The sequence below is a fragment of the Geodermatophilaceae bacterium NBWT11 genome (assembly GCA_014218215.1).
In the GTDB taxonomy this organism is placed as follows: domain Bacteria; phylum Actinomycetota; class Actinomycetes; order Mycobacteriales; family Geodermatophilaceae; genus Klenkia.
On record CP043652.1, the window covers coordinates 2,924,680 to 2,937,440 of the forward strand.

The following is a 12,761-nucleotide window of genomic DNA, read 5'->3' on the forward strand; positions in this document are numbered from 1 at the left end:
GGGGCTCCTGTGCGTCCGGAGCGACCACGACCGGTGACGGCGCGAGCGGTCGGGTGAGCACCGTCGGACTCATTCACCCCATCGAACGCATGTGTCCCACCCGTCTCCACGAACGGGCGGTCTTGTTCCGGATCCCTTCCGTCCCGACCGATGGTCTTACCGAAACGGACTGAGCCGTATTCGTGCTGCCCCGGACGGGGCGGTGGGACCGGCTGGACGACGGAGGACCTCTGTGACGTGGAAGACCTGGTCGCGCACCGGCGCGGCCGTGCTTGTGGGAGCGGTGGTGGCGCTGACGGCGACCCCCGCGTACGCCGCTCCCGGTGACGCCCGCGCGCAGGCGTTGGACATCGACCTGAACGCCACCGTGACCGTCCCGGGCATCCCCCCGTTGACCCCGGCCCTCGTGGTGCCGGTGCTCAACGCGAACGTCGACCTCGTGCAGTCCAGTGCTCCCCCCGGTGGCCAGGCAGCCGTCGTGGACCTCGCGGCCGGCCTGGGCGCCGGCCTGCTCGGCGTGGCGGCGACCGACGGGACGCTGACGGCGTCCTCGTCCTCGAACCAGGGCGGCTCGACCGCCGCCTCCGGTGTGGAGGACCTGGCGCTCTCGGTCCTCGGGCTCCCGATCCGGGCCGCCGCGCTGAGCGGCACCGTCACCTGCCCGGCCGGTGGCACCCCGACCGCGGACACCGTGGTCGCCGGGCTCAACGTCCTCGGCACCCAGGTCTCGGCCACGGCCGGCGCGGTCGTGTCCGTCCCGGTGAGCGTCGTCGGGCTGCCGGCCGCCACCCTGGTGGCCACCGTGACGCCCTCGACGGAGGTCGTCTCGGCGACCGCCGCGTCGGCCACCGCGGTGACGATCGCGCTGCGGCTCGACGTCCTGGGTCTGACCTCGGTCAACGCCGGGTCCATCGTCATCGGCGCAGCGACCTGTGAGTCGCCGGCTGCGGTCGCACCCACGGCCACCAGCCTGACCCCGGGCTCCGGGCCGGAGGAGGGTGGTACGTCGGTCACCGTCACCGGGTCCGGCTTCTTCGAGGGCCTGACCTCCGTCACCGTCGGCGGGACCGTCGTCCCCGCCGACCAGGTCGTCGTCACCAGCCCGACCACGCTGGTCTTCGCCACCCCCGGCGGACCTGCCGGCCCGACCACGGTGAGCGTGACCAACACCCCCGGCGGCACCTCGACCCCCGGGCTGCCCTTCACCTACCTCGCGGTGCCCGGCCTGACCGGCATCGACCCGGCCGTCGGACCCGTCGCCGGCGGCACGACGGTGACGCTGACCGGTGACGACTTCGTCACCGGAGCCACCACGGTGACCATCGGGACCGACACGGTCCCGGCGACGGTCGTCAGCCCCACCCAGCTGACCTTCGTCACCCCGGGTGACCCCGCCGGTCTGGTGGCCGTGCGGGTGACGACGCCGGACGGCGTGTCCGGCCCGCTGGGCTTCACCTACCAGGCGCCGGCGGCCCCGACCCTCGTCACCATCGACCCGACGTCGGGGCCCGTGGGCGGGGGCACCCCGGTGACCCTCACGGGGACCGGCTTCGTCGCGGGCCAGACCACGGTGAGCATCGGCACCGACACGGTGGCCGCCGAGGACGTCACGGTCCTCTCCGCCACCAGCCTCTCCTTCCTGACCCCCGGTGACCCCGCCGGGCTCGTCCAGGTCAGCGTGACCACCCCGGCGGGGACCTCCGCGCCGCTGGGCTTCACCTACCAGGCGCCCGTCGTGGTGGCCCCCACCGTCACCGGGATCGACCCGTCGTCCGGACCGGTCGCCGGCGGGACGCAGGTGACCCTGACGGGCACCGGGTTCGTCGCCGGTGGCACCTCGGTGACGATCGGGACCGACACGGTCCCGGCGACCGCGGTGACCTTCGTGTCGCCGACCGAGGTGTCGTTCCTGACCCCCGGTGACCCGGCCGGCCTGGTCGACGTCTCGGTGACCACCCCCTCGGGGACCTCGGTCCCGGTGGGCTTCACCTACGTGGCCCCGGTCGTCCCGGCCGGGCCGACCCTCGCCGACATCGACCCCGACTCGGGCCCGGCTGCGGGCGGCACGTCGGTGACCCTCACGGGCACCGGGTTCGTCGCCGGCGCGACGTCGGTGACGATCGGGACCGACACGGTCGCCGCGGCGGACGTCACGTTCGTGTCCCCGACCGAGGTGTCGTTCCTGACCCCGGGTGACCCGGCCGGACTCGTCCAGGTCACCGTCACCACCCCCGACGGCACGTCCGGGCCGGCCGGCTTCACCTACCTCGCGCCCCCTGCCCCCACCGTCGTGACCCTGGCCCCCTCCTCGGGTCCGGACGCGGGCGGGACGACGGTCCTCGTGACCGGCAGCGGCTTCGTCGACGGCGCGACGTCGGTGACGATCGGGACCGACACGGTCCCGGCCGGTGACGTGACGTTCGTGTCCCCGACCCAGATCTCCTTCTCCACGCCCGGTGACCCGGCCGGCCTGGTGCAGGTCACGGTGACCACGCCGAACGGCACGTCGGCCCCGGCCGGGTTCACCTACCTGGCCCCGGTCGTGGTCGCCCCCACCGTGGTCGGGATCGACCCGGTGTCCGGCCCGGCCGTCGGCGGGACGACGGTGACCCTGACGGGCACCGGGTTCGTCGCCGGTGCGACGTCGGTGACCATCGGGACCGACACGGTCCCGGCCGCCGCGGTGACCTTCGTGTCCTCGACGGAGGTCTCGTTCACGACCCCCGGTGACCCGCCCGGCCTGGTGGCCGTCGCCGTGACGACCCCTGCGGGCACCTCCGGGCCCGTCGGCTTCACCTACGTCGCGCCCGTCGTCCCGACCGTCACCGCCGTCTCGCCGACCTCGGGCCCGGTGGCCGGCGGTACGCCGGTGACCCTCACCGGCTCGGGCTTCGTCGACGGTGGCACCACGGTGACGATCGGGACCGACACGGTCCCGGTCGCCGCGGTGACCGTCGTGTCCCCGACCGAGCTCTCCTTCTTGACCCCCGGTGACCCGGCCGGTCTGGTCCAGGTCACGGTCACCACCGTCAACGGCACGTCGGCCCCGGTGGGCTTCACCTACGTCGCACCTGCCGCCCCGTCGGTCACGGGCATCGACCCCTCGTCCGGTCCGGTCGTCGGTGGCACGCCGGTGACCCTCACGGGCACCGGGTTCGTGGACGGGGCCACGTCGGTGACGATCGGCACCGACACGGTCCTGGCGGCCGACGTGACGTTCGTGTCCCCGACCGAGGTCTCGTTCACGACCCCGGGTGACCCGGCCGGTCTGGTCGACGTCACGGTCACGACCGGTGCGGGCACGTCGGCCCCGGTGGGCTTCACCTACGTCGCACCCGCCGCCCCCACGGTCACGGGCATCGCGCCCTCGTCCGGTCCGGTCGCGGGCGGTACGCCGGTGACCCTGACGGGCACCGGGTTCGTCGCCGGGGGCACCTCGGTGACGATCGGGACCGACGTGGTCCCGGCCACCGCGGTGACCTTCGTGTCGTCGACCGAGGTCTCGTTCACGACCCCGGGTGACCCGGCCGGTCTGGTCCAGGTCACGGCCACGACGCCGGCGGGCACCTCGGCGCCGGTGGGCTTCACCTACGTCGCCCCGGCCGTGGTCGCTCCGACGGTCACGGGCATCGACCCCGTGTCGGGTCCGGCCGACGGCGGGACGCAGGTGACCCTGACGGGCACCGGGTTCGTCGACGGGGACACCTCGGTGACCATCGGGACCGACACGGTCCCGGCCGGGGACGTGACGTTCGTGTCCGCCACCGAGGTCTCCTTCCTGACCCCCGGTGACCCGGCCGGGCTGGTCGAGGTCACCGTCACGACGACGGCAGGCACCTCGGCGCCGGTGGGCTTCACCTACGAGGCGCCCGTCGTCCCGGGTGCCCCCACCGTCGCGGACATCGACCCGGTGTCGGGTCCGGTGGCCGGCGGTACGACGGTGACCCTCACGGGCACCGGGTTCGTCGCCGGGGACACCTCGGTGACCATCGGGACCGACACGGTCCCGGTCGAGGACGTGACCTTCGTGTCCGCCACCGAGGTCTCCTTCCTGACGCCGGGTGACCCGGCCGGCCTGGTCGAGGTCACGGTGACCACGCCTGCGGGGGTGTCGGCTCCGGTCGGCTTCACCTACCTGGCTCCGGTCGTGGTGGCCCCGACGGTCACGGCCATCGACCCGTCGTCCGGTCCGGTGGCCGGCGGTACGACGGTGACGCTGACCGGCACCGGGTTCGTCGACGGCGGCACCTCGGTGACCATCGGGACCGACACGGTCCCGGCAGGGGACGTGACGTTCGTGTCCGCCACGGAGGTCTCGTTCCTGGCCCCGGGTGACCCGGCCGGTCTGGTCGACGTGACGGTCACGACCGGTGCGGGCACGTCGGCGCCGGTGGGCTTCGCCTACGTCGCACCCGCCGTCCCCACGGTCACGGGCATAGCCCCGTCGTCCGGTCCGGTCGCGGGCGGTACGCCGGTGACGCTCACGGGCTCGGGCTTCCTCGACGGTGCGACCACGGTGACCATCGGCGCCGACACGGTCCTGGCGGACGACGTGACGTTCGTGTCCGCCACGGAGGTCTCGTTCCTGACCCCGGGTGACCCCGCGGGTCTGGTCGACGTGACGGTCACGACCGGTGCGGGCACGTCGGCCCCGGTGGGCTTCACCTACCTGGCGCCGGCGGTGGTCGCCCCGACGGTCACCGGCATCGACCCGGTGTCCGGTCCCGTGGCCGGCGGGACGCCGGTGACCCTCACGGGCACCGGGTTCGTCGACGGCGGCACCTCGGTGACCATCGGGACCGACACGGTCCCGGCCGGGGACGTGACGGTCGTGTCCGCCACCGAGATCTCGTTCTCGACCCCCGGTGACCCCGCGGGTCTGGTCCAGGTCACGGTGACCACGCCGTCGGGCACGTCCACCCCGGTCGGGTTCACCTACGTCGCACCCGCCGTCCCCACGGTCACGACCATCACCCCGGCCTCCGGTCCGGTCGCCGGCGGTACGCCGGTGACGCTGACCGGCACCGGGTTCGTGGCCGGGGCGACGTCGGTGACGATCGGGACCGACACGGTCCTGGCCGAGGACGTGACGGTCGTGTCGGCCACGGAGATCTCGTTCCTGACCCCGGGTGACCCGGCCGGTCTGGTCGAGGTGCGGGCGGTCACGGCCGCAGGCACCTCCGGCGCGGTGGGCTTCACCTACCAGGCCCCGGCAGTCGTGGCCCCCACGGTCACCACGATCACGCCGACCTCCGGTCCGGCCGCGGGCGGTACGCCGGTGACCCTCACGGGCACCGGGTTCGTGGACGGGGCCACCTCGGTGACCATCGGGACCGACACGGTCCTGGCCGAGGACGTCACGGTCGTGTCGGCCACGGAGATCTCGTTCTCGACCCCGGGTGACCCCGCGGGTCTGGTCGAGGTCACGGTGACGACGCCGTCGGGGACGTCGGCGCCGGTCGGGTTCAGCTACCTGGCCCCGGTCGTGGTGGCCCCGACGGTCACGGGCATCGCCCCGTCCTCGGGTCCTGCCGCGGGCGGTACGCCGGTGACGCTGACCGGCACCGGGTTCGTCGACGGCGCGACGTCGGTGACGATCGGGACCGACGTGGTCCCGGCCACTGCGGTGACGGTCGTGTCGGCCACGGAGATCTCGTTCTCGACCCCGGGTGACCCCGCGGGTCTGGTCGAGGTCACGGTGACGACGCCGTCGGGGACGTCGGCGCCGGTCGGGTTCAGCTACCTGGCCCCGGTCGTGGTGGCCCCGACGGTCACGGGCATCGCCCCGTCCTCGGGTCCTGCCGCGGGCGGTACGCCGGTGACGCTGACCGGCACCGGGTTCGTCGACGGCGCGACGTCGGTGACGATCGGGACCGACGTGGTCCCGGCCACTGCGGTGACGGTCGTGTCGGCCACGGAGATCTCGTTCTCGACCCCGGGTGACCCCGCGGGTCTGGTCGAGGTCACGGTGACGACGCCGTCGGGGACGTCGGCGCCGGTCGGGTTCAGCTACCTGGCCCCGGTCGTGGTGGCCCCGACGGTCACGGGCATCGCCCCGTCCTCGGGTCCTGCCGCGGGCGGTACGCCGGTGACGCTGACCGGCACCGGGTTCGTCGACGGCGCGACGTCGGTGACGATCGGGACCGACGTGGTCCCGGCCACTGCGGTGACGGTCGTGTCGGCCACGGAGATCTCGTTCTCGACCCCGGGTGACCCCGCGGGCCTGGTCGAGGTCACGGTGACGACGCCGTCGGGCACGTCGGCTCCGGTCGGGTTCAGCTACCTGGCCCCGGTCGTGGTGGCCCCGACGGTCACCGGCATCGCCCCCTCCTCGGGTCCGGTGGCCGGCGGCACGCCGGTGACCCTCACGGGCACCGGGTTCGTCGACGGGGCCACCTCGGTGACCATCGGGACCGACACGGTCCTGGCCGAGGACGTCACGGTCGTGTCCGCCACGGAGATCTCGTTCCTGACCCCGGGTGACCCCGCGGGCCTGGTCGAGGTCACGGTGACGACGCCGTCGGGCACGTCGGGTCCGGTGGGCTTCTCCTACGTGGCGCCCGCACTGCCCACGGTGGGCGGCATCACCCCGGCGAGCGGTCCCACCGCGGGCGGTACGCCCGTGACCCTGACCGGTACCGGGTTCGTGGCGGGGACGACGGTCGTCATCGGCGGGACCACCGTCCCGGCCGCCGACGTCGAGGTGGTCTCCGACACCGAGCTGACCTTCCTCACCCCGCCCGGCACGGCCGGACTGGCGCAGGTCACGGTCACCACGCCGGCGGGCACGTCGGCGCCGGTGGGCTTCACCTACGTGGCCCCGGTGGTCGTGCCCGTCGCCCCGACGGCCACGTCCCTCACCCCCGCCACCGGGCCGCTGGTCGGCGGCACCACGGTGACCGTCGCGGGCACGGGCTTCGTCCCGGGTCAGACCACGGTCACCGTCGGGGGCACCCCCGTCCCGTCCACCGTGCTCAGCCCGACCCAGCTCACCCTCGTCACCCCGCCCGGGCTCGTCCCCGGCACGGTCGAGGTGGTGGTCACCACGGTGGGCGGGTCGACGGCTCCGCTCGGGTTCACCTACCTCGAGCCGGTCGTCGTCCCCGGTGCCCCGACGGCCGACTCGCTGACCCCGGCGACCGGCCCGGTGGGCGGGGGTACGACGGTGACCGTGACCGGGACGGGCTTCGTGCCCGGCCAGACCACGGTGACCGTCGGCGGCGTCGACGTGCCGGTGACGGTGGTCAGCCCGACCGAGCTGACCTTCGTGACGCCTCCGGGCGTCGCGGGCCTGGTCGACGTGGTCGTGACCACGCCGGGCGGTTCGGCCACTCTCGGCTTCACCTACCTCGCCGACGCCCCGGGTGGCCCCGGGACCGGTGTCGTGGGTGCGGGTGGTCCGGGCTCCGGGACCCCGGTGACGGGCAGCGGCCCGCGGACCGGGGGCGGCTACCTCGCCTACACCGGTGTGGACACCCTGGTCCCGCTCGTCGGCGGGTTCCTCGTCCTCCTGGTCGGCTCCGCGCTGGTGCTGGTCGGCCGACGTCGGCGCACCGAGGGGTGACCCACCCGCCGGCTCACCCCGGCACCTGACGACGGCGCCGTCCGACCCACCCGGGTCGGGCGGCGCCGTCGTGCGTGGTCCCCCCCGGCGTCGATCAGGTGGGACGATCACCGTGCGTCCTCAGCCACCGACGCCGGTGGAGGAGGACGCACCCTGGTCGTCGGAGCTGATCAACGCCGAGGGGTGGCGTGCGCGTGGGCGAGGAGGGCGGCGCGGTCGTGGATCGTCGTCCGGGCGCGGCCCTGGGTGGCTCCCAGCGCGGTCTCGGCGTCGTCGATCGCCCGCCAGTGGTCGAGCAGGACCGGGTGGGCGCCACGGGCGAGGAGGGTGTCGACCAGGTCGTCCTCGGGGCCGCCGTCGCCCAGTCGACCCGCCGCGGCGTCCTCGAGCAGCGCCGCGACGGTCTCCCGGGCGTCGTGCTTGTTGGTGCCGACCACCCCGGTCGGCCCGCGCTTGATCCAGCCGGCCACGTACTCCCCGGGGCTGGCCATCCCGTCGCGCAGCACCCGGCCGGCCTCGTTGGCCACCACGCCGGTCCGGTCGTCGACCGGGAGCCCGGGCAGGCTGCGGCCCTGGTAGCCGATGGAGCGCACGACCAGGTCGGCCGGGACGGTGTCGATCTCCCGGGTGCCGGTCAGCCGGTCCGCGGCGTCCACGGTGGTCCGCTCGACGACGACGCCGGTGACGCGGTCGGTGCCCTCCAGGCGGACCGGCCGGGCGAAGAACCGCAGCCGCATGCTCACGCTCCCGGCGAGGGGCTCGTGGTCGGCCCACTCGCGGAGGGTGGCCAGGTTCCGGGCGACGGCACGCACCGCGCTCTCGTCGTCGAGCCCGGCGGTGTCGACCAGCGCGACCGCGGCCTCCAGGTGGCCCAGTTCGCGCAGCTCCTGGGTGGTGAACGTGGCCTGCGCCGGTCCGCGCCGGCCGAGCACGGTGATCCGCTCGACCGGGGCGGCGGCGAGGGCGTCGAGCACGTGCTGGGGCATGTCGGTGTCGGCGAGCTCGCCGGGGGAGCGGGCCAGCACCCGGGCGACGTCGAGGGCCACGTTCCCCACCCCCACGACGACGACGTCGTGCGCCCGGGCCAGCGCGGTCTCCACGAGCTCCCGGTCGGCGTCGGGGTGCCCGGTGTACCAGGCCACGAGGTCGGTGGCGGCGATGCTCCCGGGCAGGTCCTCCCCGTCGATGCCCAGTCGGCGGTCACCGGAGGCCCCGTGGGTGTAGACGACGGCGTCGGTGTGCGCCCGCAGGTCGGCGACGGTGAGGTCGGAGCCCAGCTCGGCGTTGCCGACGAAGCGGACCCGGTCGTGGTCCAGGGTGCGGCGCAGGGTGTCGGCCAGCGCGCGCATCTTGTGGTGGTCGGGGGCGATGCCGTGCCGGACCAGTCCGAACGGCGTGGGGAGCCGGTCCACCAGGTCCACCGCCACCGGGACGTCGTCCTGGTCGGCGAGGGCCTCCGCGGCGTAGATGCCGGCCGGGCCCGCACCGACCACCGCCACCCGGAGCGGACGGGAGCGGTGGGCAGGACCTGCGGCGTCGGTCACACCTGGCATCCTGACCCCGCCGGTGCGGTCTGCACCAGGCCAGCACCCCCGTCTCCTGGAGGACCACCCGTGTCGGTCACCGTCATCGCCACCATCACGCCGAGGCCCGAGCGGTTCGACGCCGTGCGGGAGGCCTTCGAGCAGGTGGTCCCGCTGGTGCACGAGGAGCCGGGGTGCGAGCTCTACGCGCTGTACGCCAGCAAGACCGTGCTCGTCATGGTCGAGCGCTGGGCCGACGCCGCGGCGCTGAACGCCCACGGGGGCGGCGCGACCTTCACCGGGCTGGCCGCGCGGGTGCAGGACGACCTGGCCGCGCCGTTCGACGTGCAGGTGGTGCGCCCGGTCCCCGCCGGCGATCCCGCCAAGGGCCAGCTGGCCTGAGGGCTCAGACCGCCTGACAGGTCGGGCACCAGAACAGGTTGCGGCCGACCATCACCTCGGTCGCGATCGGTGTCCCGCACCAGCGGCAGGGCTGGCCGGTGCGCCGGTACACGTAGGAGGCGTCGCCCCGGGTCGGGGTGCCGCGCTTCTTCGTCCGGTCCTCCGGGCGGGTCGTGACGATGCGGCCCGAGCGCACGCCGGCCTTCATCAGCGTGACGAGGTCGGCCCACATCGCCGTCCAGGTCTCGTGGTCGATCTGCTTGCCCGGCCGGAACGGCGACACGTGGTGCCGGAAGAGCAGCTCGGCCCGGTAGACGTTGCCGACACCGGCGAGCACGGCCTGGTCCATCAGCAGCGCGCCGATGGTCACCCGGCTGCGCGAGATGCGGGCGTACGCCTTCTCCGGGTCGGACCTGCGCAGCGGGTCCGGACCCAGCCGGTCCAGGATCAGCTGCACCTCGCCGTCGGTGATCAGTTCGCAGGCGGTCGCCCCGCGCAGGTCGGTCCAGACGCCCTCGCCGTCGTCCCCGGGGCCCTCCCAGCGCATCCGGAGCGCGCCGCGCGGCTCGGGCGGCAGGCCGGTGCCGGTCGTGTACTTGCCGTACAGACCCAGGTGCACGTGGACGACGTCGGGGCCGAACGCGGCGAACAGGTGCTTGCCCCAGCTGGTGACCTCGTCGAGCACCCGCCCGTCGACGAGCTCGGCCTCGGAGGCGAAGCGGCCCTGCGGGCTGGTGACGTGCACCTCGCGCCCGGCGAAGGCGCGGTGCTGGTCCCGGGCCAGGCGGAACAGGGTGTGGCCCTCAGGCACGTGCGCTCACACCTCCCAGTCTGAGGGTTCTGCCGGGCCGGGGCAGGATCGGGGCATGACCGTCACCCCCGCCCTCGCCCGCCGCGCCTGGGGCTCGCTGGAGACCCTGCACGTGGTCGGCTTCTTCGCCCCCGAGGTGAACGAGGCCTACGACCGGTTCGGCGTCCCCGCGACCCGGGCCGGCTACTTCGCCGCCCGCGGCTCGGCCTTCGGCCCCTGCGGCCCCGAGCTCGTCGTCGCCACCTTCTACGTGTTCGCCCCGTCGCTGGTGTCCGCCGCCGTCCCGGCCGTGTGGGGGGCCGGCACGCCCGAGCAGTGGGCCGCGGCCCGGGCCGACGGCGTCGCCACCCGGCTGCACGACGTGCTCGGCGAGCCCGACGTCGCCGAGGCCGTCGAGCTGGCCCGGGAGGCCTGCGCGGGGCTGTCCGCCGCCGGGCGCCCGGTCTACGGGGCGTGGTCGGCCCAGCCGTGGCCGGAGGACCCGCTCATGCAGCTCTGGCACGCCGGGCTGCTGCTGCGTGAGCACCGCGGCGACGGGCACGTCACCGCGCTGCTGTCCTCGGGTCTGGACCCGGTCGAGGCGCTGGTCACCGGTGGGCTGGCCTCGAACTCGCTGGAGTTCGTCCGCACCACCCGCGGCTGGAGCGACGAGGAGTGGACCGCCGGCACCGAGCGGCTGCGGGCCCGCGGCCTGGTCGGGGACGACGGCCTGACCGACGCCGGGAAGGCCCTGCGGGACGACGTCGAGACCGTCACCGACTTCCTCGCCGTGGACGGCTGGGCGCACCTGGGCGCGGAGGGGACGGAGCGGCTGGTCGAGATGGTCACCCCGCTGCGCGAGCGGGTGCTCGACGCCGGCGTCCTGCCCGACTGGATCCGCTCCCGCGGCTGAGGCCCGGGCCCCGGGTGTGCCGAGCGACAAGGGCACGGCACGCAGGGCCAAGACCGCCGTCGCCCCGCCGGGCAGGCTCGCCGTGAGGACAGCGTGGAGGGAGGGGACGCCGTGACCGGACCGTGCCGGGGGACGACGACGCACGGCGTGCCCGTGTCGGAGGCGGCGCTGTCCGCACCCCGCACCAGCCCCCCGGACACCACCGTGGGTCAGGCGCGGGCCCTCTTCGACGACGACCACCTGCACGCCCTGCTCGTCGTCGACGGGGGCCGGCTGCTCGCCGTCGTCGAGCGCGAGGACCTGGTCGGTGCCGCGGCGGACACCCCGGTCGGCGGGCTGGGCCGGCTCCGGGGACGCACGGTGTGCCCGGCCGCCGACCTCGGGCGCACCCACGCGCACCTGCTGGCCCAGGGCCGCCGCCGGCTCGCCGTCGTCGACGCCGAGGGCCGGCTGGTGGGTCTGCTGTGCCTCAAGCGCAGCGGTCTCGGGTTCTGCAGCGACGCCGACGTCCGGGCCCGGGCCGAGGAGCGGGAGGTGCTGGCGCTGGCCTCGTGAGACGCCGGACACGTCCGCGTAGTGACAGCGTGATGTTCGTGGGCCACGATCGGGCATGGCCATCACCACCATCGACACGTCGACGGTGGCCGGCCCGGACCGGGCGGAGTTCTGGCGCGAGGCGGTCTGCGACCAGTTCGTGACCCTCGACGTCCGCCCGCTGGAGGACGTGCCCAGCCGGGGGCGGGTGACGGCGGCGGACGTGGGGGACACCCTGGTCCGCAAGATCGAGGCCGGTCCGCACCGCTTCGCCCGCACCGAGAACCTGGTCCGGCGGGCCGACGAGGACTACCTGCAGATCGCGCTGGCCCGGCAGGGCACCACGCTGGTCGTCCAGGACGGCCGGGAGGCGGTCATCGGGCCCGGGGACTTCGTGCTCTACGACAGCAGCCGGCCCTTCGTCTTCGAGACCACCGGCTCGTTCGCCTACTCGGTGTGCCTGCACCCCAAGCGGCTGCTGCCGCTGTCGGCCGCCGAGATGGCCCGGGCCACCGCCGTCCGGTTCGACGGCCGCTTCGGCGTCGCCGCCACGGTCCCGCCCTTCCTCTCCGCGCTGCACCGGCTGGACGGCGACGAGCTGGCCGGGCCGGTCGCGGCGGCGATGGCGCAGACCGTGGGCGACCTGATCGTGGCGCTGGTGCGCAGCGAGGCACCGGCCGCCCGCAGCACCGACCTGCACCTGCACCGGGCCGAGCGGTTCGTCGAGCAGCACCTCGGCGAGGCCGAGCTGACCCCCCAGGACATCGCCGACGCCTGCGCCATCTCGCTGAGCTACCTCAACCGGGTCTTCCGGGCCTCGGGGACGACCGTGGTCGAGCACCTGCGGGAGCAGCGGCTGCAGCGCTGCTGGCGCGCCCTGGTCGACCCCGCCGCAGCGGCGCTGCCCATCGGGGCGGTCGCCGCCCGGCACGGGCTGCCCGACCACGCGCACTTCTGCCGGGTGTTCCGCGCCCGGTTCGGCATGACCCCCAGCGCCCGCCGGGCCCAGCTCGGCGGCTGAGCCCGGCGGTCTCC

7 protein-coding genes are annotated in these 12,761 nt (G+C 74.9%); 5 read left to right on the forward strand and 2 right to left on the reverse strand.

The genetic code is table 11. The features are described from left to right. Positions 1-91 precede the first annotated feature (91 nt). Positions 92-7,564 carry a hypothetical protein gene (locus F1C76_14040; protein QNG37556.1) on the forward strand — a complete coding sequence of 2,491 codons (7,473 nt, stop codon included), beginning with the start codon at positions 92-94 and terminating at the stop codon, positions 7,562-7,564. A gap of 170 nt (positions 7,565-7,734) precedes the next feature. Here the strand turns inward: F1C76_14040 and F1C76_14045 are convergent, their stop codons facing one another. After that, the gene (locus F1C76_14045; GenBank protein ID QNG37557.1) at positions 7,735-9,117 is read right to left on the reverse strand and encodes an NADP oxidoreductase; all 1,383 of its coding nucleotides are present in this window, start codon (positions 9,115-9,117) and stop codon (positions 7,735-7,737) included. A 60-nt stretch (positions 9,118-9,177) separates the two neighbouring features. On the opposite strand from F1C76_14045, the gene F1C76_14050 reads away from it, so the two are divergent. After that, complete coding sequence (locus F1C76_14050) at positions 9,178-9,489, forward strand: antibiotic biosynthesis monooxygenase (protein ID QNG37558.1); 312 nt, start codon at positions 9,178-9,180, stop codon at positions 9,487-9,489. Positions 9,490-9,493: 4 nt separating this feature from the next. Here the strand turns inward: F1C76_14050 and F1C76_14055 are convergent, their stop codons facing one another. Next, a complete protein-coding gene (locus F1C76_14055) occupies positions 9,494-10,300 on the reverse strand; it encodes an Fpg/Nei family DNA glycosylase (GenBank protein QNG37559.1) in 807 nt (268 codons plus the stop codon). Between the two features lie 55 nt (positions 10,301-10,355). On the opposite strand from F1C76_14055, the gene F1C76_14060 reads away from it, so the two are divergent. The 3 genes from F1C76_14060 to F1C76_14070 all read left to right on the forward strand — a co-directional run bounded on the left by F1C76_14060 (position 10,356) and on the right by F1C76_14070 (position 12,747). Then, positions 10,356-11,192, forward strand: coding sequence for a hypothetical protein (locus tag F1C76_14060; protein QNG37560.1), 837 nt, complete (start codon positions 10,356-10,358; stop codon positions 11,190-11,192). Positions 11,193-11,285: 93 nt separating this feature from the next. After that, positions 11,286-11,747 carry a CBS domain-containing protein gene (locus F1C76_14065; GenBank protein ID QNG37561.1) on the forward strand — a complete coding sequence of 154 codons (462 nt, stop codon included), beginning with the start codon at positions 11,286-11,288 and terminating at the stop codon, positions 11,745-11,747. 55 nt (positions 11,748-11,802) lie between these two features. After that, positions 11,803-12,747, forward strand: coding sequence for a helix-turn-helix domain-containing protein (locus tag F1C76_14070; GenBank protein QNG37562.1), 945 nt, complete (start codon positions 11,803-11,805; stop codon positions 12,745-12,747). The last annotated feature ends 14 nt before the right edge of the window (positions 12,748-12,761 follow it).

What these genes read in the sequence shown, in the direction of transcription:
- F1C76_14070 (QNG37562.1), top strand. Translation starts at nt 11,803, where the DNA reads ATGGCCATCACCACCATCGACACGTCGACGGTGGCCGGCCCGGACCGG.
- F1C76_14045 (QNG37557.1), bottom strand. Translation starts at nt 9,117, where the DNA reads ATGCCAGGTGTGACCGACGCCGCAGGTCCTGCCCACCGCTCCCGTCCG.
- F1C76_14060 (QNG37560.1), top strand. Translation starts at nt 10,356, where the DNA reads ATGACCGTCACCCCCGCCCTCGCCCGCCGCGCCTGGGGCTCGCTGGAG.